The sequence below is a fragment of the Flavobacterium sp. 316 genome (assembly GCF_000967805.1).
Classification (GTDB): Bacteria; Bacteroidota; Bacteroidia; order Flavobacteriales; family Flavobacteriaceae; genus Flavobacterium; species Flavobacterium sediminilitoris.
Window position 1 is genome coordinate 17,171 of the sequence record NZ_JYGZ01000008.1, and the last position, 25,397, is coordinate 42,567.

General features: G+C 28.4%; 22 protein-coding genes. 2 read left to right on the plus strand and 20 right to left on the minus strand.

Going from position 1 to position 25,397, the window contains the following annotated elements:
• Positions 1-55: 55 nt before the first annotated feature.
• Complete coding sequence (locus tag SY27_RS16720; RefSeq protein ID WP_045972521.1) at positions 56-1,168, minus strand: acyltransferase; 1,113 nt, start codon at positions 1,166-1,168, stop codon at positions 56-58.
• Positions 1,169-1,209: 41 nt separating this feature from the next.
• On the opposite strand from SY27_RS16720, the gene SY27_RS16725 reads away from it, so the two are divergent.
• A complete protein-coding gene (locus SY27_RS16725; RefSeq protein ID WP_045972523.1) occupies positions 1,210-2,337 on the plus strand; it encodes a hypothetical protein in 1,128 nt (375 codons plus the stop codon).
• Between the two features lie 115 nt (positions 2,338-2,452).
• Here SY27_RS16725 and SY27_RS16730 read toward each other — a convergent pair whose 3' ends face one another.
• The 6 genes from SY27_RS16730 to SY27_RS19220 form a co-directional block, all read right to left on the minus strand.
• On the minus strand, positions 2,453-3,184 hold the full coding sequence (locus SY27_RS16730; protein WP_052705403.1) for a M949_RS01915 family surface polysaccharide biosynthesis protein: 732 nt from the start codon (positions 3,182-3,184) through the stop codon (positions 2,453-2,455).
• A gap of 227 nt (positions 3,185-3,411) precedes the next feature.
• Positions 3,412-4,365, minus strand: coding sequence for a MoxR family ATPase (locus SY27_RS16735; protein WP_045972525.1), 954 nt, complete (start codon positions 4,363-4,365; stop codon positions 3,412-3,414).
• 205 nt (positions 4,366-4,570) lie between these two features.
• Positions 4,571-5,929, minus strand: a complete 1,359-nt coding sequence (locus tag SY27_RS16740; protein ID WP_045972819.1) for a peptidylprolyl isomerase — start codon at positions 5,927-5,929, stop codon at positions 4,571-4,573.
• Complete coding sequence (locus SY27_RS18930; RefSeq protein WP_045972527.1) at positions 5,913-6,761, minus strand: hypothetical protein; 849 nt, start codon at positions 6,759-6,761, stop codon at positions 5,913-5,915. The genes SY27_RS16740 and SY27_RS18930 overlap by 17 nt, the downstream gene beginning before the upstream one ends.
• A complete protein-coding gene (locus SY27_RS16750) occupies positions 6,761-8,725 on the minus strand; it encodes a peptidylprolyl isomerase (RefSeq protein ID WP_045972529.1) in 1,965 nt (654 codons plus the stop codon). The genes SY27_RS18930 and SY27_RS16750 overlap by 1 nt, the downstream gene beginning before the upstream one ends.
• 235 nt (positions 8,726-8,960) lie before the next feature.
• Positions 8,961-9,095: a hypothetical protein gene (locus SY27_RS19220; RefSeq protein ID WP_255350306.1), complete on the minus strand. Its 135-nt coding sequence runs from the start codon at positions 9,093-9,095 to the stop codon at positions 8,961-8,963.
• Between the two features lie 396 nt (positions 9,096-9,491).
• On the opposite strand from SY27_RS19220, the gene SY27_RS16755 reads away from it, so the two are divergent.
• Entirely contained in the window at positions 9,492-11,087 is a 1,596-nt protein-coding gene (locus SY27_RS16755) for a peptide chain release factor 3 (RefSeq protein ID WP_045972531.1), read from the plus strand.
• A gap of 58 nt (positions 11,088-11,145) precedes the next feature.
• On the opposite strand, the gene SY27_RS16760 is transcribed toward SY27_RS16755, so the two are convergent.
• The 13 genes from SY27_RS16760 to SY27_RS16820 all read right to left on the minus strand — a co-directional run bounded on the left by SY27_RS16760 (position 11,146) and on the right by SY27_RS16820 (position 25,301).
• Positions 11,146-12,027 carry a bifunctional 5,10-methylenetetrahydrofolate dehydrogenase/5,10-methenyltetrahydrofolate cyclohydrolase gene (locus SY27_RS16760; RefSeq protein WP_045972533.1) on the minus strand — a complete coding sequence of 294 codons (882 nt, stop codon included), beginning with the start codon at positions 12,025-12,027 and terminating at the stop codon, positions 11,146-11,148.
• 86 nt (positions 12,028-12,113) lie between these two features.
• On the minus strand, positions 12,114-13,451 hold the full coding sequence (gene ffh / locus SY27_RS16765; RefSeq protein WP_045972535.1) for a signal recognition particle protein: 1,338 nt from the start codon (positions 13,449-13,451) through the stop codon (positions 12,114-12,116).
• A gap of 149 nt (positions 13,452-13,600) precedes the next feature.
• Positions 13,601-14,677: a cytochrome d ubiquinol oxidase subunit II gene (gene cydB / locus SY27_RS16770; protein WP_045972537.1), complete on the minus strand. Its 1,077-nt coding sequence runs from the start codon at positions 14,675-14,677 to the stop codon at positions 13,601-13,603.
• A gap of 3 nt (positions 14,678-14,680) precedes the next feature.
• Positions 14,681-16,006, minus strand: a complete 1,326-nt coding sequence (locus SY27_RS16775; RefSeq protein WP_045972539.1) for a cytochrome ubiquinol oxidase subunit I — start codon at positions 16,004-16,006, stop codon at positions 14,681-14,683.
• A gap of 120 nt (positions 16,007-16,126) precedes the next feature.
• Complete coding sequence (locus SY27_RS16780; protein ID WP_045972541.1) at positions 16,127-16,333, minus strand: hypothetical protein; 207 nt, start codon at positions 16,331-16,333, stop codon at positions 16,127-16,129.
• 297 nt (positions 16,334-16,630) lie between these two features.
• Positions 16,631-17,107 carry an alpha/beta hydrolase gene (locus tag SY27_RS16785; RefSeq protein WP_235271023.1) on the minus strand — a complete coding sequence of 159 codons (477 nt, stop codon included), beginning with the start codon at positions 17,105-17,107 and terminating at the stop codon, positions 16,631-16,633.
• Between the two features lie 126 nt (positions 17,108-17,233).
• Positions 17,234-17,728 (minus strand): VOC family protein, encoded by a 495-nt coding sequence (locus SY27_RS16790; RefSeq protein WP_045972543.1) that lies wholly within the window; start codon positions 17,726-17,728, stop codon positions 17,234-17,236.
• 75 nt (positions 17,729-17,803) lie between these two features.
• Complete coding sequence (locus SY27_RS16795) at positions 17,804-18,619, minus strand: helix-turn-helix domain-containing protein (protein WP_045972545.1); 816 nt, start codon at positions 18,617-18,619, stop codon at positions 17,804-17,806.
• A 433-nt stretch (positions 18,620-19,052) separates the two neighbouring features.
• Complete coding sequence (locus tag SY27_RS16800) at positions 19,053-20,573, minus strand: S41 family peptidase (RefSeq protein ID WP_045972547.1); 1,521 nt, start codon at positions 20,571-20,573, stop codon at positions 19,053-19,055.
• 64 nt (positions 20,574-20,637) lie between these two features.
• Positions 20,638-21,411, minus strand: a complete 774-nt coding sequence (locus tag SY27_RS16805; protein WP_045972549.1) for an AraC family transcriptional regulator — start codon at positions 21,409-21,411, stop codon at positions 20,638-20,640.
• Positions 21,412-21,682: 271 nt separating this feature from the next.
• Positions 21,683-23,086 carry a hypothetical protein gene (locus tag SY27_RS16810; RefSeq protein WP_152640785.1) on the minus strand — a complete coding sequence of 468 codons (1,404 nt, stop codon included), beginning with the start codon at positions 23,084-23,086 and terminating at the stop codon, positions 21,683-21,685.
• 251 nt (positions 23,087-23,337) lie between these two features.
• A complete protein-coding gene (locus tag SY27_RS16815) occupies positions 23,338-24,174 on the minus strand; it encodes a lipopolysaccharide assembly protein LapB (protein WP_045972553.1) in 837 nt (278 codons plus the stop codon).
• Between the two features lie 437 nt (positions 24,175-24,611).
• Positions 24,612-25,301, minus strand: coding sequence for a hypothetical protein (locus tag SY27_RS16820; RefSeq protein ID WP_045972555.1), 690 nt, complete (start codon positions 25,299-25,301; stop codon positions 24,612-24,614).
• Between the last annotated feature and the right edge of the window lie 96 nt (positions 25,302-25,397).

The window sequence follows — 25,397 nt, forward strand, 5'->3', positions numbered from 1 at the left end:
TCAAATTCTCAAATTTTAAAGAAAAAGACTAAAAAGATAAAAACTAAAAAATAAGTTAAATTTTATTTTCCCTTAGATTTATCATTGGTTTTTCATAGAATTTATACAATAAAAAGCTTGCTGTTATGGTTACTAATAAATAAACTATTGTAAACATATGAAGTTGTATATTAGAAAAAGAAGAGGTATCAATCCAATGTTTCATTAATTGCATAATAATACAATAATGAATTAAATATATTGAATATGATATTAGGCTAATAAACTGAACTGGTTTTACATATATACTTTTTGATATTTTCCATTGGGACAAAACAGGTAAAAACATTGCAAAACATATTGAATTTAATGGTAAATAGAATATGTTCCAAAAATATGGATTTGTATCTATTAAAATTCTTAACGTTCCTATTCCAAGAAAAATAAATCCCATTAAAGCACATCCTATTAAGAAGAATAATTTATTATGTTTTTCCCAAAAAGACTTATAATTATACGATATCCAAAACATTAAGAAACCTATCAAAATCGCATCTATTCTATATATAACAACCGATTTTAAAGAAAGATTCCATTGTGTCATACTTGAATTATCTGTTGTTACTGCATATACTATTTTTGTTATTAAGAAGAATAGTATTAGTATTATAATTACAGATAGAAATCGAATTGACTTGTTTTTTACTTTAATTTTCAACGAATAAAAAAGCACAATTGGCACAAGTAAATAAGTAAATTCTTCTACAGACAAACTCCATGACTCTGGAAAAAAAGGTAACATCGTAGAGCTAAAATTCTGTAAAAAAAAGAAATATCGCCACAAAGATTCCATTTCATAACCAATATAAGTAGCAACAACAATATTAATTATTAAAACTAGGTAATAATTTGGCAACGTTCTAAACCATCTTCTCTTTAAAAATATAAAAACTTCATCTATACTAAAGTTAGTGCTTGTGTATGTTTTATAAAGAATTCCTCCAATTAAAAATCCACTTAATACAAAAAAGATTTCTACACCCCAAAGTCCAAACATTTCAAATATATTAGAAATAAATCTGTTTTTTGAAGGATATATCCAAAGTATATGTGAACATAAAACCATTGTTATTGCAATGGCTCTCATTAAGTCTAATCCAAAAATTCTTTGTTTACTATTATCATTCATTATATAATTTGCTATTTTTGTTTATGATGAAAATATAATTAATGAGAAAATCAAAGATATATAAAAATTTAGGAGTTATTTTCCTAATTATTACTTTTAGTTCAGGAATTGGATACTATCAGTTATCCAAAAAGAAAAAAGCAGCAGTAAAGACTACATTACTTCACAAGCTTGGATTAGTTAGTAATGAATGGGAAATAAACAATACTTCGCAAGATTATAAGATGCTTTCTCCAACGTTTTTAGTTGATGACATTTATAAATCTATGGAAGGACCTAGTGCATCTCGTTATATACAATTAAGCCAAGAGAATGATTTAATTTGGATTACAGGTTTTGATATAAAAGCTATTGATGCAAAATCAAATGAAAAGATATCAAATGATTTTATTTGCCACATGAATGTTAATTTAAATGATGCTAACTATTACTCTCACTGGAACTTAGAAGATCGTATTGGTAAACAATATCCAAGATTAATTTCTTTATCAAATGGTTTTATTCATTCTAATTTTCCAAAGGGTTATGGCATTCCTATAATGGGAAACGATTTCTTACATATTACTTCCCAAGCTTTAAATCATAATTATAAATCTATTTTTAAGAAAATAAAACATGAAGTTTCTATTACTCATGAAAAATACGATGGTACTCAAAAGCCTTTAATGAGTAGAACTGTTTACATTCAACTACCTTATAATAAAGAAACACCTTATAAAACATTAACTTCTGGAAGCAATCAATGTATTCCTGTGGATCCAAAATACCATAGTTATACTGACAATATGGGAAACATGTTATCAGGTCATTGGATTATTCCTAAAGGAAAAAACACATATAGAAGTTCTATTAATGAACAGTTACAACTAAAGGATAGCTTACGATTGCATTATTCTGCTATTCATGTTCATCCTTTCGCAACATCTATTGCTTTGCATGATAAAACTTTGAATAAGAACATTTTTAAGAGTGAAATAACCAATTATAAAAATAAAATTGGATTACAAAATGTAGAACCATTTAGTTCAATCGAAGGTGTTTGGTTATATAATAACCATGATTATGAATTGGTTTTAGATGTAGACAATACTTCAATTACCGACGAAGACATGATGGGAAGTATGTTTTTGTTTTTTTACGACAAAGAGCTAGAAAATAAAATTAAGTAGGTGTTTTTAAACTATTTATTAAACCAAAGCTAGGTGTTTTTAAGTATAGAACATAAACAACATGTTTTTGGAATAAAATAAGATTGCGGATAATTGCTGTTTTTACTAATTGTTTCTAATAAAACCTATCATTTTCGCATTTATGAGTTTCCCAACGCTTTTTAAGAAAATCATATAGAGTACTTTCCTTTTTTAAATTATCACTTGGTTCAAATTCTCCTCCATAGTGCTCTTTACTTTTACACATAAGCATGGTTGTTCCTCTCAAAGCATATTTTACATTATCTTCATACATTATAATTTTCATTTCTCCTGGATCCATTCCACCTCGACAAATTAAAACATAAGGTAAAGTAATTTCAGATATTCCATCTTTATCAATATCCGTAATTGTTGTTGCTTTTGGAATAAAACCTGTAAACCAATCTACTCCGTAACATTTATTGTAATCATATAGTTTCCAAACTCGACTGAATTCATTTTCTGATCTTTTTTTTCGAAATAGATATGCAAAAAGTTCGGATTTGTCTTGTAACATAAAATCTGTTAAATTCTCATCATAATCTTTCCAATTAAAATGACCTGTTACTGTTTGAATGAGTATATTTTCTCCTAAAGCATCATTCCATCTTAATGCTTCCACAACTGTTCCTCTAAATTCTAGATATTTTGGAATTTCATCGTAAAAAAGTGTGTCAATTTTAATGGATTTATCTGAATTTTCTTTATCCCAAATATTTAACCAAACATCTGGTTCAAGAGTTTTAAATTTTTCTGAATGATTTTTATTTTGTCCAAAAAACAAGCCAAATGTAAATACTAAAAATAATACTAGATTTTTTTTCATAAAATTATTTATAAAGCTAAACAGATGATGTGAAATTTACTATTGACAACAGTAAACAATTAAAATTTTTCTGGAGTAATACATGAAATCAACTTTCCTTTTTCAGTCGCCCCAATATAACCTAATCCTTTTTGATAATAAAATTTATAAATGAATAAATTCTAACCATCTCTTTAAAAGCATACTAAAACAGAAAAATTAGAAAAGCGAACTTATTCATCATTTAATTAAAACAATTTTTTAATAATTTCTTCTTCACTTATTCCTTCTGCATCTGCTTTGTAATTTTTTACAATACGATGAAGTAAAATACCTGTTGCTACTGATTGAACATCTTCTATATCTGGTGAAAACTTCCCTTTTAGGGCAGCTTGTGTTTTTGCTGCTAAAATAAGGTTTTGAGACGCTCTTGGTCCTGCTCCCCAATCGATATAAGTTTTAACAAAGTCGTTTGTTAATGGATTATCTGGTCTGGTTTTACTAACTAAGGTTACGGCATATTCTATAACATTATCTGCTACTGGAATTTTACGAATTACGTTTTGAAAATCGGTAATTTCTTGTGCCGTGAATAATGAATTTACTACAGGTTTAAAATCGGAAGTAGTTGCTTTTACAACATCTACTTCTTCTTGAAAAGAAGGATATTCTAATTTTATTGCGAACATAAAACGATCTAACTGCGCTTCTGGCAAAGGATATGTTCCTTCTTGTTCAATAGGGTTTTGTGTTGCTAAAACGAAATACGGTAATTCTAATTTGTAATTATGTCCTGCTACGGTTACTGATCTTTCTTGCATTGCTTCTAGCAAAGCAGCCTGTGTTTTAGGTGGTGTTCTGTTTATTTCATCTGCCAAGATAATATTTGAGAAGACAGGTCCTTTTATGAATTTAAATTGACGATTTTCATCTAAAATCTCACTTCCTAATATATCTGATGGCATTAAATCGGGTGTAAACTGAATGCGTTTAAAGTTTAGTCCTAATGCTTTTGAAATGGTATTTACCATTAATGTTTTTGCCAATCCTGGAACTCCTATTAACAATGCATGTCCGCCAGCAAAAACACTTAACACAATTTGATTTATTACTTCATCTTGTCCTACAATAACTTTTGCAATTTCTTGTTTTAATGCTTTTTGTTTTTGTACCAATTGCTGAATAGCTGCTACATCTGACATATTTATTTTTGTGTTTTTAAGTTTAATTTTACAAGTTACTAAAGTAATAAAAAATACTTACAAAAAAGAAAGACAATAACTATTTAGCCCTGACAGTAGTGATATCCTTTTATTTTGAAGAAATAAAAGATAAAAGCGAATGGCAGGAAATACATTTAAGAATTTACCTAAGCCATTCGCTTTTAATTATTGTTTAAAAAAAAGATTACTTTTTTAACCAGTTATTAGTAAAATCGCAGTCTCTGTAATCGTCTCCTATTTTAATATATGTTTCTTCTATTTTCTCTTCTGCCCATTTTGCAATAGCTTTAATTTGCTTATCACGAAGTGCTAATTCTTTAATTTTTAAATAATCTTGGGCAAAATCTGCTTTGTGTTCGCCTATTCTATTGTTTACTGTAATTAATTTATAGAATTTACCTATTCCTCTTTCTTCTGAAAGTATTGGTAGAGAAACTTCTCCATCTTTTAATTCTGAAACTTGTCCGTACAATGATGGGTCCATTTTTGTCAATTCAAAACGTGGTTCTAATGTTCTTGGGTTTAACAAAACACCACCGTTATTTTTTGTTTCTTTTTCATCAGAGAAGGTCTTTGCCGCTTCTTGAAATGTTATAGTTCCGCTTGTTATTTTAGAACGTATTAATTCCACTTTTTCTTTTGCTTCTTTTAACGCTTCTGGAGTAACTTTTGGACTCATTAATATGTGCCTTAGCTCTATATCTTGTCCTTTTATTTTTTCAACCATAATAATATGATATCCAAAAATAGTTTCAAATGGTTCTGAAATTTCTCCTTCTCCTAGTGTAAATGCTACGTCTTTGAATTCTTTTACAAATGATGTTTTACGGTTTATTTTATAAAAACCACCATTTGAACTAGATGCTACGTCTTCTGTATACAAAACTGCTCTACTAAAAAAGCTGCTTTCTCCATCTAATACTTCTTGACGAAGTTTTTTTAGTCTGTCAATTACTTTTTGTTTTTCTTCTTCTGAAACTACTGGTTTAACAACGATTTGTGATACTTCTACTTCTGCACCAAAAAGTGGAATTTCGTCTTCTGGAATTTCTTTAAAGAAATTGCGAACTTCTTCTGGTGTAATTTCGATACCATCAATGATTTTCTTTCTCATTTGGTCTGTTAGCTTATTGTTTTTGATTATATCAAAAAAGTAAGCTCTAAACTCATCTAAATTTTTCTTTCTATAGAATTTAAGTACTTTATCTATTGATCCTACTTGTTCTACCATTGCATCCATTTGCTCATTCATGAATCCGTTTACTTCTTCATCTGACACAATAATACTGTCTTGAATGGCTTGATGTGCGTACAACTTGTCTTCTAATTGTTTTCCAAATAATTCGCAACGGGTAATTTCTTTTATATCTACTCCTTGCGCTTTTAATTGAATGTATTCTAAATCTATGTCTGAATCAAGAATAACATAATCTCCCACAACACCAACTACTCCATCAACCTTTTCTTTTTTTGCTTGTGCCATTATTACTGTTCCTGAAAGCAAAAAAAGTGCTAGTATTGATTTTTTATTTATAAATCTCATATTTATTATTTTTGATAGCATCATTTGTAATTTCCTTTTCTATTGTATTTATTAATTCTAGTTTTCTATTGTTTATTATAACTTGTTTTATTGTTGGTCTTAAAAATTGTAATGGTGCTGTACTATTTTTTGGCAGTACTTGTTTTACTTTTACCAACCATACTGTTGACGAATCTGGATATTGATAATTAATTCCATCTGATAAATATTGTTGTTTATTTTCAAGATTTATGAATGGTAATTTCTCATATATTTGATTAACATCTACCCAAACAGAATCATTAAAGGCATAACTTTTAAATTGTATTGATAATTCTTCTAGCTCTTTTTTATCTTTGGAAGCAAAGGAAGTAAACTTTGCTTTAATTTTTTCAAATTTTGGATTTTCTTTAACTAAATTAATATAGCGAAGTTTCACTAACTCTGATGAATTTTTAAAAAAATCTTTATTCTTTTCATAGTATTGTTTTATCTCTTCTTCTGTAATTATAGTATCTATTTTTCTAATTACTAATTCTTCAATATATGCTTTTGTGTATAAGTCTACTTTATATTGCTGAATTAAAGCATCAAATTCTACTGTTTTATCTTTACTTAAATTAATTTCAGCTCCTTTATATAATAGTTTTTGTGTTGCCCATCTATCTATATAAGCTTTAATAATAGCAATACTATCGTTTTTAGATGTTTCTTTTGGTATTAAATTTAAGATATCTTCCTTATACAAATAATCATTTCCAACTCTGGCTATTGCTTCGGGTTCTTTTGGCGTTTTAAAATATTCGCAAGAAGTGGTTAGTACAACTAATATGATTATTTGAAATAGTTTCATTATTTTTCTAATTGTCCTTTTATATTATTAAATACATCTTGATTTACTTGAACGGAAAATTCTTTCTTTAATTCATTAACCCAATTACTCTCTAAATATTGTTGATAATCGCCTATTAATTTTCCTTTACATTCATTAAATTCTTTTGGCTGAGGCTCTTTTACTTCTTTTACATTCGCCACAAAGTAATAACCATCTTTTGAAACAACTGAAGTTATTCCTTTAGATTTTACATTAAATGCTGATAAAACATCGTAATCTTCTTCAAATTCTCCCGATTTCACCATTACATTTACTTTTTCCTCTGTATTCAATTTTTCTTTAATGTATTCTAATGTTTTTCCTTTTTTCAAATAAGATTTTGCTTTTTTGATTATTTTTTCATCTGTAGAAGACAATAAATCTACATCTAATCTTTTCTTCCACATATAATCTTTTTCATGTTCTTTATGGAACTTAAATAATCCTGTTGTATCCGTTTTTGCTTTCGTCCATATTTCTTTTTCCATTAAATCAAATAGCAACAGACCGTCTCTATATTCGTCCATAACATATTTAAATTCTACAAATTCTTTTTCTAAGTTATTATCGTAATACTCTATCAATTTTTCATCCATCCATTTTTCAAAAAGTTCATCTATTAATTTTGAAATTGGTTTTGTTTTAATTCCATTTTTTTGTTGATTAAGAATATATTTCACAAAATCTGGAGTATATAATTTTCCATCACCATTTATAACAGCTATTTCTCCTTCAATTCCTTTTTTATCTTGTGGAATTTCCCATTTTTCATTGTAGTAATCGTTTGTTATAATTGATTTTATTGCAGTTAAAACATTATCGTTTTTCTCAAATGAATATTTAGCTCTAACTTTTTTTGCTAATGAATTTGTAATTAATAATGAACGTTCATCTCTTTTTACTTTATTTTCTAACTCATATCGCATTTCTTCCAATGATTGCACTGGATGTTTTTCTATTAGTTTAACGATATGCCATCCGAATTGTGATTGAAATGGTTCAGAAATTTGATTCTTATCTTTTAGTCCAAAGGCTATATTTTCAAATTCAATTGAGGTTAATTGTCCTGTTCCAAATCGTTGTAAAAGACCTCCTTTTGCTGCACTAGATTTATCTTCTGAGAATTGATTTGCCAAGCTCTCAAAACTTTCCCCTTGTTTAATTTTTTTATAGATATCTTCTATTGTTTGTTTTGCTTTCAATTCTAATTCAGCATTAGGCGTAGCTGGTTTCATAATCATTATATGAGACACTGTAACTTCTCCTCTATTCTCTCTTTTATCAGTTACTTTTAAAATATGATATCCAAAACGAGTTCTAAATGGATTTGATGTTTTTCCTACTGAGGTTTTATATGCTGCTACTTCAAACGGATATACCATTCTAAATGCTGAAAAATATCCTAAATCTCCTTTATTTTCTTTTGCAGAAGGATCTTCAGAAAAACGTGAGGCTAAATCATCAAAATTTTCTCCTTTATCTATACGTTTTTTTATATCTACTATTTTATTATATGCTTTTAAAGTATCTTCTGCTTTAGCATTTTCATCTACCATTACTAAAATATGCGACGCTCTAACTTCTTTTTTTATTCTATCATATGCTTCTTCAACTAACGCATTAGTTACTTTAGAATCATTTAAATAGTTTTTAGCTAATTGAGTTCTATATGAATTTAATTCATTTTGATATTTTGTATTGTTTTGTAAACCTAATTTATAAGCTTTTTCTACTTTTAATTTATATCCTAAAAAAAGTTCTAAATATTTATCTAAATCTTTTTGAGAATCATCTTTAACTAAATCTAAGTTTTTATTATAAACTCTTAAAAATTCGCTTGTATAGTATGGATGATTATCTATTGTAAATAATATTTCTTTTTCTTGAGCAGATAAAAAGAATGACGAATAAAAGCATATTACTATGAATACAAAATTTTTCATACAAAATTTATTTATTTTATTTCTAACCAACAAAAATAATAATTCAAATGTATAAACCAACTATATGTTGTACTATTAATAAAAAAATTAAGTAAATAAAAAAGCATCAATTTCTTGACGCTTTTATGACTTTAAAAATATAGTCTCATTTTTACAATAATAAATTTATTATAGTTCATTTCTCAATTCTTTTTTCTCTAAGTACTTGCTATCTTGCTTTTATCAATTTTGATTCTCACACACCTTCTCTATTAATCAATCCGTTAGTAGTAGCTCTATTTTCAACCATCCATGCTATAATAGATTTAGCTTTTTTATTAGAAAGCTCTTCATTATAATAGTTATAAAATTTTAACCAAATTACTTTCATCTTTTTTATTGGATTTATTTTCTGTACCACTATAAAGTGGATAAAAGACAGAAAGACTATCAGTAAAAAAAATCTGTTTCTCATAACTCTGTTTTAGTTTAGTTATACCATAAAATATACTTTTAACATCTATTACATCTTATTATAAATAATATTTATACAAACACATTTAAAACTATTGTAAAAATAAACCGATCTCTTTATCTAAAAATGAGTATAAATACCTGTTTTGAATTCTTTAAAAGAAAGAATGAGCTAATTTCTTTAATATCCTTTATAGATAAGGTTTCTATAATTTCATTATTTTTTTGTTAATAAGTGACAATCAAATAGTGATAAAGACTTTTTTTTATAATGTAATAAGTGTAAAAACTTATATTTGCAAAAAATATTTTGATGAGCTTTAAAGACGAAATAAAAAGAAGAAGAACGTTTGGGATTATATCACACCCTGATGCTGGTAAAACAACTTTAACAGAAAAATTACTTTTATTTGGTGGTGCTATACAAGAAGCGGGTGCAGTAAAAAGTAATAAAATAAAAAAAGGAGCCACTTCAGATTTTATGGAAATTGAACGTCAAAGGGGAATTTCTGTAGCTACATCTGTATTAGCATTTAATTATAAAAACAAAAAGATTAATATCTTAGATACTCCTGGACATAAGGATTTTGCCGAAGATACTTTTAGAACACTGACTGCTGTTGATAGTGTAATTGTTGTAATTGACGTAGCAAAAGGTGTTGAGGAACAAACAGAAAAATTAGTAGAAGTTTGTAGAATGCGTAATATTCCTATGATTGTTTTTATTAACAAATTAGATAGAGAAGGAAAAGATGCTTTCGACTTACTGGATGAAGTAGAACAAAAATTAAAATTAACAGTTTGTCCTTTAAGTTTCCCTATAGGAATGGGGTATGATTTTAAAGGAATTTATAATATTTGGGAGAAAAACATCAATTTATTTAGTGGTGACAGTAGAAAAGACATAGAAGATACTATTTCATTTACTGATATTCTTAATCCTGAATTAGATACAATTATAGGTCAAAAACATGCTGACAAACTAAGAGAAGAACTAGAGTTAGTTAATGAAATATATCCTGAATTTGACAAAGAAGCTTATTTAAATGGAACTTTGCAACCTGTTTTCTTTGGTTCAGCCTTAAACAACTTTGGTGTTAGAGAATTATTAGATTGCTTTATTGATATTGCTCCAACTCCAAGAGCAAAAGAATCAGACACAAGACTTATTCAACCTGACGAAGATAAATTTAGTGGTTTTGTTTTTAAAATCCATGCCAATATGGATCCTAAACACAGAGACAGATTAGCTTTTGTTAAAATTGTTTCTGGTACGTTTGAAAAAAACAAACCTTATTTACACGTAAGACAAGGTAAAAAAGTAAAATTCTCTAGTCCGAATGCTTTTTTTGCTGAGAAAAAAGAAATTGTAGATATTTCTTATGCTGGTGATATTGTAGGACTTCATGATACTGGAAACTTTAAAATTGGAGATACGTTAACTGAGGGAGAAAATATGATTTTTAAAGGCATTCCTAGTTTTTCACCTGAGCATTTTAGGTACATAAACAATGCTGATCCTTTAAAATCTAAACAATTAGAAAAAGGAATAGATCAATTGATGGATGAAGGTGTTGCTCAGTTATTTACTCTTGAAATGAATGGAAGAAAGGTAATTGGAACTGTAGGAGCATTACAATATGAAGTGATTCAATATCGTTTAGAACACGAATATGGTGCGAAATGTAACTATGAAAATTTTCCAGCTCATAAGGCTTGTTGGGTTAAACCTAAAGATCCGAAAAGCGAAGAGTTTATGGAGTTTAAAAGAGTAAAACAAAAATTCTTAGGCCATGACAAATATGGTCAACTTGTTTTCTTAGCCGATAGTGAATTTTCAATTCAAATGACACAACAGAAATACCCGAGTGTTGAATTATTTTTCACTTCTGATTTTAGAACGATATAATACTAAACAAAAGAGCTGCAATGAATTGCAGCTCTTTTGTTTTATAGAAATTAAAATATTATTTATTCTTTTTTTGCTCTCTTGCCAATAATGTATTTTTTAAAAGCATTGCAATAGTCATAGGTCCTACTCCACCTGGAACTGGTGTTATATATGACGCTTTTTTAGACACAAACTCAAAATCCACATCTCCTGTAATTTTATATCCTTTTTCTGAGTTTTCATCAGGAACACGTGTAATACCAACATCAATAATTACAGCATCATCTTTAATCATTTCTGCTTTAAGGTAATTTGGAACTCCTAATGCAGTGATAATAATATCTGCTTGCGATGTTATTTGATTAATATTTTTAGTATGACTATGTGTTAATGTAACTGTTGAGTTTCCTGGAAATCCTTTTCTTCCCATTAAGATACTCATTGGCCTTCCTACAATATGACTTCTTCCTATAACTACAGTATGTTTTCCTTTTGTTTCAACATTATATCGTTCTAACAATTCTAAAATTCCAAATGGTGTTGCAGGAATAAATGTTGTCATGTCTAATGCCATTTTTCCAAAGTTTTCCGGATGAAATCCGTCAACGTCTTTACTAGGATCTATTGCCATAATAATTTTTTGAGTATCTATTTGCTCTGGCAATGGTAATTGAACTATAAATCCATCTATATTATCATCCTGATTTAGTTCTTTTATTTTTTTTAGCAATTCTGTTTCTGAAGTTGTACTTGGCATTTTAACTAAAGTTGACTCAAATCCAACTCTTTCACAAGATTTCACTTTACTTCCTACATAAGTTAAACTTGCCCCATCATTTCCTACAATAATTGCAGCTAAATGAGGTACTTTCTCGCCATTTGCTTTCATCTTTGCGACCTCAGCAGCAATTTCATTTTTAATTTCTTCCGAAACTTTTTTACCGTCTAATAAGTTCATTGTGTTGTGTTGTTGTTTACTAATTATCCTTTGAAAACTATAAAAAATTGTTATAAAAAAGACGCGAATTTTCGCGTCTCATTTTTTTATCTCATTCCTTTCATTCCGCCCATCATCTTCATAAGATTTTTTCCTGCTCCTCCTTGCATCATTTTCATCATCTTACTCATCTGATCAAATTGCTTCATTAATTGGTTTACTTCTTCTACTTTTCGTCCTGCTCCTTTTGCAATTCTTGCTTTTCGTTTTACATCTATTAATGATGGTTTACTTCTCTCTGCCGGTGTCATCGATTGAATAATAGCTTCTATATGTTTAAAAGCGTCATCTTCAATTTCTACATCTTTTAGGGCTTTTCCAGCTCCAGGTATCATTCCAACAAGGTCTTTCATGTTACCCATTTTCTTAATTTGCTGTATTTGCGATAAGAAATCATCAAAACCAAACTCGTTTTTAGCAATTTTCTTTTGTAACTTTCTTGCTTCTTCCTCATTATATTGTTCCTGAGCTCTTTCTACTAAAGAAACAACATCTCCCATTCCTAAAATTCTTTCGGCCATACGTGATGGATAGAAAACATCAATTGCTTCCATCTTTTCACCTGTACCAATAAATTTAATAGGTTTATTTACTACTGATTTAATAGAAATTGCTGCTCCACCACGCGTATCTCCATCTAATTTTGTAAGGATAACTCCATCAAAATTTAAACGATCATTAAATGCTTTTGCAGTATTTACCGCATCTTGCCCAGTCATAGCATCCACTACAAACAATGTTTCTTGTGGTTGAATTGCTCTATGAACGTTTGCAATTTCGGTCATCATTTCTTCGTCTACTGCTAAACGACCAGCAGTATCGACAATAACAACATTGAATCCGTTTGCTTTTGCATGCTTTATTGCATTTTGAGCAATTTCAACTGGATTTTTATTTTCTGGTTCTGAATATACTTCAACTCCTATTTGATCTCCTACAACATGCAACTGATTAATAGCGGCTGGACGATAAATATCACAAGCAACTAATAATGGTTTTTTATTTTTTTTAGTCTTTAAAAAGTTGGCTAATTTCCCTGAAAAAGTTGTTTTACCAGAACCTTGTAGACCAGACATTAATATTACAGATGGATTTCCAGATAAATTAATTCCTTCTACATCTCCTCCCATTAATTGAGTTAATTCGTCTTTAACGATTTTAACCATTAATTGTCCTGGTTGAAGTGTAGTTAGAACGTTTTCTCCTAATGCTTTTTCTTTTACTCTTGTTGTAAAATCTTTTGCTATTTTAAAGTTAACATCGGCATCTAATAATGCACGACGCACTTCTTTTAAAGTATCGGCAACATTTACATCTGTAATTTTACCGTGTCCTTTTAATATATGAAACGCTTTATCTAGTTTATCGCTTAAATTATCAAACATATTTGTATGTGATTTTAATAAGTTGCAAAGATAGTATAAACTGTAAAAGTTTCAAAGTTAGAACATAGTAAAATTATTTTTTTAATGCTATTACTTATACACTTAAATATTGTTAGAAATAAAATACATTATGATTTAACAAACTTTTTTTAATGCTCACCATAACCTACATCATCCATTTTTCCTTTAAATACTCTATATTGTATTACGAAATAAACAATTACTAATAATATTGCAATAACAAACCAATAAACACCAACAGAAAGTCCATAATTATCAGCCGCTACATTATAAAGTGTTAAAGATGGATTTACTTTATTTGTTGATGGTAATAAATTTGGAAAAATAGAAGCAACTGTTGATGCTAATCCACCAACCAAGAAGAGCGTTGAAAACATAAAACCTTGTCCATCTTTCTTGAATGTTTTTACTTTAAACAAACCAAACAGCCCTATGAGCATAATTATAGGCAACAACCAAAGAAATGGATATTTAAAATAATTATGAAACGGTTTTGGTTCTATAATATGCCAAACGAATAAAGAAACAATTACTAATGCTAAAAGCACAAAATTCAATTTAAAGATTACATTTTTTAATTTAGTATTAATATCGGAATTCGTTTTAAAAATAATCCAATTGGCTCCATGAATTGTCAAAGCTATTACACTTATAACACCTAACAACAAGGTAAACCAATCTATAATACCTAAATGATTTGCTTGTGGACTAAAAGTAGGATTCCATAAGGGTAGGAAAAAATAATGTGGTTCTACTGTAGAAACTCCATTTTCAACCATTCCTAAATTTACTCCTCTTACTACATTGCCAAGTGCAACGCCAAAAAACAGCGCTAAAAGTAAACTAGCTATTCCAAAAGCTTTATCCCAAATAACTTCCCACATAGGATGATGAATTTGCCCTCTTAATTCTAATCCGATAGCTCTAAAAATAAGCAACCATAAAATCATAATTAAAGGCAAATAAAATCCACTAAAAGAAGAAGCGTACAAAGTAGGAAAAGCAAAAAACAAAACACCTCCTGTAGCTATAAGCCAAACCTCATTTGCATCCCAAAACGGACCAATAGCATTAGTAATTGCTTTTTTATCCTTTTCATTTTTTGCAAAAAAGAAATGTACAATACCTGCTCCAAAGTCATAACCATCTAGCACTATATAAGTAGCTAACATAATTATTAAAATGATATACCAAAAAAATTCCATAGTTTAATGTGTTTGTGGTCCTTTTCTAATGATTTTACCTACTAATAATAGGAACAATAAGCCTAATAAAAGATATAAACCAATAAATCCTAATAAAGTAAACAAAGTATTTCCAGAGGAAACTGTTGGAGAAGCTCCTGCTGATGTTCTTAATAAATTATATACTAACCAAGGTTGCCTTCCTAGTTCTGCTGTGTACCAACCTGTTGTATTAGCTATATATGGAAATGGAATTATAAATACTAATGCCCATAAAATCCATTTTGTAGTATAGAGCTTTTTCCGAATTAATTGAAAAACAGCAAAAGCCATTAAGCCTATAAAGATAGTTCCCAACCCAACCATAATATGATAAGCATAATACAACCCTGAAATATTCGTTGGATGTACTTCCTCTGGATATTCTTCTAACCCTTTTATTTCTTGTTCCCAATTCCCATAAGTTAAAAAACTTAAAATATTAGGCACTGCAATTTTATTATCTAGTTTTTTATTTTTCACATCAGGCTGTCCTATCAAAATAATTTCCGAACCTCCTTTTTCAGTATGAAAAATCCCTTCCATTGCTGCAAACGTTACGGGTTGATATTTTACTACATTTTTAGCTAACATATCACCTGTAGGCATGGCTACAATTAAAGAAGATATTAAACCAAAAATAACCCCTGTTTTTAAAAATAGTTTTCCAAATTCTATATTTTTTTTGTTTAAAATATAGAATGCTCCTACTCCTGCAACTACAAAAGAGCTAGTCACTAAAGAAGCTGCTTGATTATGTAAATAAGAAGGCCAAAGCCAAGGATTAGTAAATAATGCACTAAAATTATTTAAAACAAATTTACCATTGGTTAAAATTTCATATCCTACAGGGTTTTGCATCCATGAATGAGTAGCAATAATCAGAAATCCACTTGCCCAAGATCCCAAAAAGACCAGAAAACCTGTGAGAAAGTGCATTTTTTGTCCGAGTAATTTTTCTCCAAATAAAAAAAGTCCTAAAAAGGACGATTCTAAGAAAAAGGAAAACATACCTTCCATTGCTAAAGTTTGTCCGATAATACCTCCTGTTAACTCTGAAAATTTTGCCCAATTGGTTCCAAATTGAAATTCCATTGGAATACCAGTAACAACCCCCATAGCAAAATTAAGTGCAAAAATACGCATCCAGAATTTGGCTGCATCATTATAGTGTTCTAATTGTGTTTTGATAAATTTCCACTTGAAATAGACTATCATTAAAGAAAGTCCCATGGTTAATTGTGGAAATAAGTAATGAAACGTGATAGTAAATGCAAATTGCATTCTATCGTAGAATAACATTTCTTCCATTGTAGTTGTATTTTTACAAATTTACGGAACAATGACTAGAATGTAAGTAACATTTGTTATCTATTTTTCAAAAAAAAATCCATCAAATTTTGATGGATTTCTATTACTATAAAATAATTATTAGTCTTCTTTTTTTGCTTCTGCTTTCGTTTTTTTAGAACAACAAGATTCTTTAGCTTCTGTTCCACAAGACTTTTTTTCTTCTTTAGAGCATTCTGCTTTTTTCTCTGTTTTCGCTTTCTCTTTTTTAGTTGTCTTTTTCTCTTGAGCACTCACTCCTACAGAAAACAACAATGACAACGCAACAATTGATACAATTTTCTTCATGATAATTTTATATTAAAGTGTCTATTTTTTTATTGTTTCTCAAATATATATAAAATTATTTAATCATACCCTATAAATTAACCACCAATAAACTCAATTATAAATTCCGAGTCGTTTAATTCTGAAATTCATATTAATATTTTAAATTTAGAACAGTGTTTCAAATTACTGGCAACGGTTCGGATATTTATGAAAGACGGAAAATCCAGTTTTGTACTATCGCTTGATAGAAATACAAATATTGAATTTATAACTCTTAGCTTGCTTTTCATAAATACCGTGTTGTGCGTTCGTTTATTATTCAATTTTATTCAAAGTCCAAATGATTGCTTTTTCTTTTGTAGCTCTAAAAATGGTCGTGTGTTTTTCTTTAGGCTCGTCAGAATATTTCCACATTAAATTTGGTACAGTTTCAGTTTTAAAAATGTCGGCTAATTGTTTAGTATAAGGTGAAACGTCAGTAGCATCAGAACCTGCAAACCAAAGTCGCTTTTTCGGTGTTGGAAATTTTGCCAAATGTTCTTTTGCTGTTCTAACTAAATAATGATTATTCCACCATAACGATGGGTCAAAAGCAATATAACTGTCAAACATTTCAGGTGTTAAAAAGAAAGTTTCCATTACAAAAAGTCCTGATGCAGATTCTCCAATGATACTTTTTTCAGTCATTGTTCTGTATCTTTTATCAATTTCTGAAAAAAGCTCGTCTTTTATAAATGCTCTAAACTTTTCTGAACCACCAACAACAGGTGTAATTTCTTTGTCTTTTTCCACTTCGGTATAACCCGTATTATATACTTAACTGTTCAGTTTAAAAAATACTTAAATGAAATGAAAAACGGTTCAAGTTACCACTTAAACCGCTATTATTTATGCACATTGTTGAGCGTTCGTTCTTTTTTAATTTGGAGAATGAAGTCCCATTTTGTTTCCTTCCGAGTCATGGAAAATGGCAAAAAATCCACTCTCGTCAGCATGAGGTGTTTTAGGTATAATGATTTTCCCACCGTTACCTCCTACTTTATCAAGAATGGTCTGTAAATTATCTCCACCGTTCAAATAAATAGTAACTCCTTTAGCAGAAGGTTCGTAACCTTCTCCTTTTATAATAACTCCTGTAACCATCTGGTCTTGATATGAAAACAAACCCATTTCCATACCTGGAAATTCTATTTTTTCAATATCCACTCCTAAAATTTCCTTATAAAAATTGATTGCTCGTGAAATATCCGTTGCTGGGATTTCAAAAATTGAGATGTAACTGTTCATATTCTTTACGTTTTTTGTATTTGTTTCTTTAGTTTGGCTTTGTTCAGAAGTTGAAGAATCTTTGTTCTTACAAGACACAATACATAATGTCATGGCAATAATTACAATAAATATTTTTTCTTTCATTTCTAGTTTGTTATTGATAGAACAAAATTAGCAATAGAAAGTCGTGTTAAATTGTAAAAATGCGACACCTTTAAACTATTTATAAAAAAGGGCAGAAAGAGCCAAACTTTCGTGAGCAAGAAACTCTTTGGGGTTTATTCCCGTAAATTCTCTAAAATCTTTTATGAAGTGGGCTTGGTCAAAATATTCACTTTTATAGGCAATATCGGTCAGATTTTCCGACTTTTGGTTAAGCAACATTTTTAAAGCGGTTTGTAGGCGAATTAGCTTTCCCAATTGTTTAGGACTTACACCAATTTGTTTTCTGAAGTTTCTTTCAAGTTGTCTTCGTTTTGTGGGTTCATCTTTAAAAATTGAAGTTATTGAAGCACTTCCGTTTGTAGATAGAAGGGAATCAATGGTGTTTTTTACAATTGTATTAATTGTCTTTTCCTCATTGAGCCTGTCCAAAAGAAATTTTTCGATAATGCTTATCCGTTGTTCCGTGTTTTCCGCTTTAATTATTTTTTGTTCCAAATCATCTACGGTTTCTATTCCAAAAAGCTGATTTATAGGTGTTTCTTTATTCACTAAATTTTTAATTGGCTCAGAAACAAAGTTGGCAAATCCATAAGGATAAAATCGGATAGCAAATGTTTTGACAAAACCTGTTGGTTCAATGTAAAAAGGCTCAATTGTTTGTCCGAGTACCATTGAACGAGGTTGAAGTATAAATTCATTTTCGGAAGTGTACCGTTTTATGTCATCTCCAAGAATAAATGCCATTTCAATGCAACCGTCTGGTACGATTCGTTGCTTTTGTGGTTCGGTTTGTATTGGTACTTCCAAAGTCCAATAACAGCTAATAAGCGATTTTAAGTCTGTATGTGGTTCGTATGTTTGATAGTCCATATATTTTTGGAAGTTTTTCAGCGTGACGCACAACGGTTTGCCTTGCTTGAGGCAGTTACGTAAATTTAAGACAAAAGTTTACAAGTACAAAACTCCTCGTGAAATTTTTGAAGATTCGAGCACTTTGTACGAACTGGTGCAACAAAATTTAGAGTATCAAATTCAAAAGTTGTCACTGCGTATTCTTTATTCAGAAGTTCTTCATTTTTAATTCGGTCAATTTCATTCCTAAAATTATTATCAGAATTATTGTTTTTTCACTTGAATATGTTTTAATTATAGCTAACGTCAGTTTGTCTAAAAACCTTCATATGTATTACGTTTTATTTAAAATAAAAATAGCTGATTTAAGCTATTCTATTTTTATTAATTATTTTAAAAAGTTAGTTTTTAGCAGAGTTGTGCAACAGCTACCTGTGTTAGGCAACGTTTTTTATTCCGAACTGTTCTTTTTTATCAAGTCAAGAGTAAAATTCATTTGTGTGTCTTTTTGGTTTAAATAATCCTCAAAATTTTGATTCACGTTAAAATCAGGAATAATTCCTCGGTTGTAAACTTGGTTTTCTTCTTTCGGAACATCTTGTTCTAAATTTACGATAGAAAATGATGTTGAAATTTTAGATTTCGGAAGGATATAAGTAAAAGGTGTATGTCCGTTGTGTCCATAGTAGCCTCCCATTGTTTCCTCTCCAATTACAGTAGTATTACTATTCCCTGCGACCATAGAAGCAAATAAGCTTCCTGCTGAAGCAATTCTTGGGCTTATGAGCAAATATATTTTTCCTTTAAATGCTTGTTTGTTCGGTGTTCTTATTTTGTGATCTTCGCTTAAAGGACCTTGATAAAAGCGATTTTCTTTTTCTATGTAAAATTCTTTTTGAAACCATTTGTTGTATTTCCCAACGCCTAGAAATCTCAAAAATGAAGGTATTTTACTTTCTATATATTTTAAATGAGGGATTTTTTTAAAACTTATCCAAGCTTGCTTATTTTCAGAAAAATTTCGGTCGGTCAAATATGAGTATGTTACTAAATCATTAGGGTCTGTTCCACCACCATTATAACGAACATCTACAATTAAATTTTTTATATCATTCTTTTTTATAGCTGTAAAAACACTATCTAAAAATGAAACATATTTTAGATGTCTGGAGTCTTCTTCGTTTCCCATAGAAAAACTATTTATAGTTAAAACACCTGTTTCTTTGCCAATTGATTTATAAATGTAGATTTCATTATCCTTCCAATCTTTATAATTCACATCATCGTAAGGTTTTGAAAATCTATTTTTTACATTTACATAGTAGTTTTTATAACCAATGCTTTTAATAGTTATTTCGTTTATTTTACTTGATTTATTTTTCTTATATTTTACTAAAAATGTATCTGTTAATCCATAATTTAAACGATAATACTTACTAAAACTATAATTTATTCCTATTTGCTTTCCTGTTTTATTTATTCCGTCTGTAGTATAGTATTTATAGAGTTTTTTTATAATATCTTCAATTTTTTCATTGTTGATTGATATGATTTCGGAGCCTAAAGGAATTTCTCCTTTTTCAAAATTAATAATCCATTCGCCTTCAATCCATTTTATTGGATATGGGAAATAACCCTTTTTTTCAGCTCTTAAAGATTGATTTAATTTCTCTCGAATAGATGTATTATTATGCACACTGCCTTCAAAATCTGTTAGCTGTAAAATGATATTATAAAAATCTCTGTAGGTAGAAGATTTATCGATTTGCTTATTTGCCCAATTGTATATGCTATCGATTTGTTGTGTTGTTCGGTATTTGTAAAGTCCAGAATTTGTCTTTAATCGGATTTCTTTAAACACTTCTAAATCTTTTCGCATTTTCTCTTGTGAAAAAGCATCGTCTATGGATTGTGCAAATAATAGGCTGGGAAGTATGGAAAAGAGAATTAGGAAATAAGCCGTTTTTGTCATTTGGTTTTAATTTTTTTCCAAATGTAATGCTCTTACAATACTACCATTTGTATAATGTTGGCAATTATTGTTTTCTGATAATACTTTGTTGGTAATTCTTAGGTGAGATTCCAACAAAACGCTTGAAGGTTTTAGAAAAATGTGCCAAGTCTGTAAAATTGTATTGATATGCTATTGTTGTAAGTTCTGTATTAGGTTTAATTGACATTTTACTTGAAAATACTTTTTTCATCAAAATGTAGTTAATTGGTGTCATCCCTGTTGATGCTTTAAATTTTTTCGCAAATCCATATTTATTAATATTCGCAATTTTCGCTAATTCATGTAAACTAAACTTGTCGTAAATATGATTTTCAATATAGTGGTTAATCTCCTTAAAATTATTTAAGTTTAATCCAGCATATTCTTTTTCGTTTTCTTGCGAGTAAGGTTTTAAGCTACTCATAAACTGACGTAGATAAAACTCGATGTTTTGAGTTTCTCGCTTGTCAATAGCGTTTTTAAGTTCTACAAACAGTTTGTTGGCATTTTTATTCTTTATTTTTCTGTTAGTAAATTTAATATTCTTTCCATTTAATATACTTTTCATCAATTGACTAGAGATGTAAATAGTATCAAATTTCAATTGCGTTTTTTTGTCAAATAACGGATTAGAATGTATTTCGTAAGGATTAGTTATTGAAATACTACCAGCTTCACTAAAAAGGCTTTGATTTTCAAAATCAATTTGTTCAATTCCTTTATGGATTAGTGAAATACAAAACGTTTCGTGAAAGTGCTTTGGAAATTCGGTGGTTTGGTTTTCAATAGTTATATATTCTAAATCATCTAAAATCATTCTTGTTTTCTCGATGTTTTTTTTATGTTGCTTAACGTCAGTTTGTCTAAAAACCTTCGTATATATTACATTTTATTTTAAATAATTAAAGTAAAAATAGCTGATTTAAGCTNTTATTTTAAATAATTAAAGTAAAAATAGCTGATTTAAGCTACACACAAAAACAAATCTCGCTTAAAAACCAATTAAATAAGGGTGTTTTTTTATAGGTTTTAAAATTGTTTTTGAAAATCCAAGGTTGTGCAACAGTTACTTGTGTTCTGTGCTATTTTTATTTTTCGGTTATTTTTTTTATTGCATTTTCAGTTGAATTTACATTATCAAAATATGTATTAATAATCAATTCTACTTTTTTATCATTCTTTAATGTATTCTTTAAAGTTGAAACTAAAAATTCATAATTAGTAAACTCTACTTTTGTTTCTAAAATATTTCGCAACCATTCCCACATTTTCTTTTTACCAATTTCTTTTTCAATAGCTATAAAAATTATTGGAGCATAATCATAAACATAAGTTTGTCTATCAGCAATGTCTGTTATAGATTTAACAATTGAAAAAGAATTAGGCTTAAAATCTTTTAAGTTTTCATATTTTGTAACTAATATATCTTGATATGCTTTTTCTCCTTGAATTTCTTCGGTCAATTTTAACGCCATATATTCTGTAAAACCTTCAGACATCATATCGCCTAATTCTGAATTAAATACCTTAACAGTTCCAAAATAATAATGACCTAATTCATGTGCTATCATTGGCTTGTAAAATTTTTGAGATTTTTCTTCAAATATTCCTGCTAATCCATATTCTCCCCAACCAATTCCCATAATTGTAGGATAGGATACAAAAAGCCAAGCATTTTTTATTGAAGTAGGAGTAGTGTTTATAAAAGTAGGAGTTTGATTAAATCTTATATTTAATTTTTGCTCGTAATATTTTTTATAACTAGAAACAAGATTTGAAAACTGGTCAATCTTATCTTGAGGAAATTTAGGATTTAAAATAACAATATTTCCATCATCTACAAAATCATATTTTCCACAATACAAAGCTACTTCTTTCGGTTCGTTACTAATTAGATGTGCTGAATTGGAACTTACTGGTTTATTTCCATTTGCGTAAATTGTAGAACAATCAATGCAATTTAATTCAATATCATAAACTACTCTGTCATAAGCAATATCTTTTTTTGCGTCATATATAATAGGATACCAAGCACTTTGACTTCCATCACTCCTTACTGACATACCATTAAACGCAATATTGCCTTTCCAATCTTGTCTTGAATAATTTTCAATTGTATCAATTGCTACAGGAAATTTACCAACATATCTAAATTGTAATTCTTCTGGCAAAAATTTACTTTTTCTATTATTATTAGGAAAATAATAAGCTAATGATTCTCCTGTTGAAGTTGAGTCTTTATCTGATTTATCATAAACAAGTACAAAATCTTCTGGTTTTTTACTTCTAATATGTAATAAATTCATACCTGAATTTAAACGAATTAAATAATCTTGAATTCTAGGAATATTACTTAATGTTAAGTCGCATTCAAAAGTTCCTTCTTTTATTGAAATATTGACTTTACCTTTCAAATGTGGTGCATTTTCTTGAGAAAATATTTTTGAAGAAAATGATAATAATATAAAACACGTTAATATTCTAAAATTCATTTTTATTTATTTTATAGATTGTATTCGTTTTTTAAGTTTCGGCAGCAAAATTACCGCCAACGTCAGTTTGTCTAAAAACCTTCGTATATATTACATTTTATTTTAAATAATTAAAGTAAAAATAGCTGATTTAAGCTACACACAAAAACAAATCTCGCTTAAAAACCAATTAAATAAGGGTGTTTTTTATACGTTTTTAAATTGTATTTAAAAATCCTAGGTTGTACAACAGTTACGGCTGTTGGCGGTAGTTATTGTTTTTCACAAGACTCTTTTTTAATTTGTAAAATTTCGTCTTTATTACTATTATAATAATTCATCGAAATTGAGTCAGCTCTTGTTTTTTCTGGGTCAATTTTAATATTTGAAAATAATTTTTCAGCTTCTATTATATATTCACAAGAACTGTTTTTATCATTAATTTTGGAATATATTTTTGCAGCTATTAAAAAGCCCTCAAAATAGCCTTTGCCAAACTCGGTTTTTAAATATTCATCAATTTTATTTTTAGCTTTATATATTTCATTTTTAAATAAATAAATTGTTGCATAATGTCTTAATTCATCATCTAGTCTTACTTCGTTCTTATTAGACAATAATACTTTTAATGCTTCATCATATTTTTTTATTGAAATATAAGTATTAGCAAGGTTTGAATAACCAATAGGTTCTTCAGGAAATTTTTTAATTTGCAGCTTTAATATTTCAATAGATTTATCTATTTGATTATCATATTTGTATAGCAAACTTAATCTATTTAAAATAGCATTTTCCTTAGAAGAATCTAACAAAAGTAATTCATTATAGCCGTTAATTGCTTTATCATAAATTCCATTTTCCTCAAAGGAAACAACTGATAATGATAGAATAATTGGATAAATTTTAGATTTTTTATTTGTGTTATTTAAAGTAGAATCAATATACTTTAAATATTTTTCAGAATTAGTAATGTCCTTTTTTTTAAAAAGTTCTATCACTGTTTTTTTCTCATTATTGTCTAATTCTTCAAAAATATTAGCAATTTCTGATGTTTGACTAAATGAAAAAAGAGAAATTAGTAAAAATGTAATTTGTATAATATTCTTCATGATTTTTTTATAATTACTACTAACGGCAGTCTATCTCAAAACCACCTTTAAATTTCATTAAATATACATAATTTAATGCATTTGGTAAATTGAATTATAATTAATTCTCATTTCCCTAAACAATAAGGTTTCGGTTAAAATTTGCTTTTAGTTCTTTTATTTGCTCTAAAAAGAAGTTTAAAAACATTTATTAGCCATTTTAGTCTGTTTTTAGGTATCCATTCCCAAATTCATCAGCCTTTTAAATTATATACTAATGCTATAAAGCCAAAGTCAGCACTAGCCGAAGGAATTCATTTTTTAATAATAATATGGTCAAATTGGCTATGAGTATTCGCTTAGGGTTAAAGATAATAAATAAGATAATAAGAATTTTGTGAACACTCTTTAGAAACTATAAAGTAAAATGACTTATTGACATTGTTATAACATGTTGTTTAGTAATAAATTAATTTTCTTGTTTCAGTTATTACATTTTTACCTTGATGAGAATAACTTCTTTTAATCCAGTTTCCATTTTTATCAAATTTATATTCAAAATACTTTGAAATTCTACTAGATTTAACTGGTTTAAAAATAGTCCAAATTGTCTCAATCAAAACTCCATCTTTGAATTTCGATTGATATTGTTGGACAGTATCTCTTTTAGGGTTTAAAGTTGTAATTAATTCCTTTTCACAACTACCAAAATACTCGAAAATCTGAATAGTCCCATCAGAACCTTCTATTTTGGTTGGTCGTCCATCTTTATGGTGATCCAAGACGAATACTGTATCTACAACGATATTTGCGTTTTTAATCAATGATTCTAACTCGCTTTTAGAATAAAAGTCTGGTATTTTTTTACGAGTTGTTATTATCAATTGTAGTTCATTATTCTTATATTCTCTTTTGTTTTCTTCTCCACCATTTTTAGTGTTTCTAATAACTAAAGGCTGACCATTTTTATTAAATTCAATCTCTCGTGACTCAACAATTTTCTTAATTTCAGATGAATTTTTCGTTTTAATTTCACCAGTAATTATTGCTGTTTTTATTCCTTTATCAGGAAAACACTCTTGATTAGAGTTAAATTCATTAACAGAAGTTAAAATCAATAATAATGTTATTATTAATATATATTTCATATTTTTTTATGTTGCTTAACGTCAGTTTGTCTAAAAACCTTCGTATATATTACATTTTATTTTAAATAATTAAAGTAAAAATAGCTGATTTAAGCT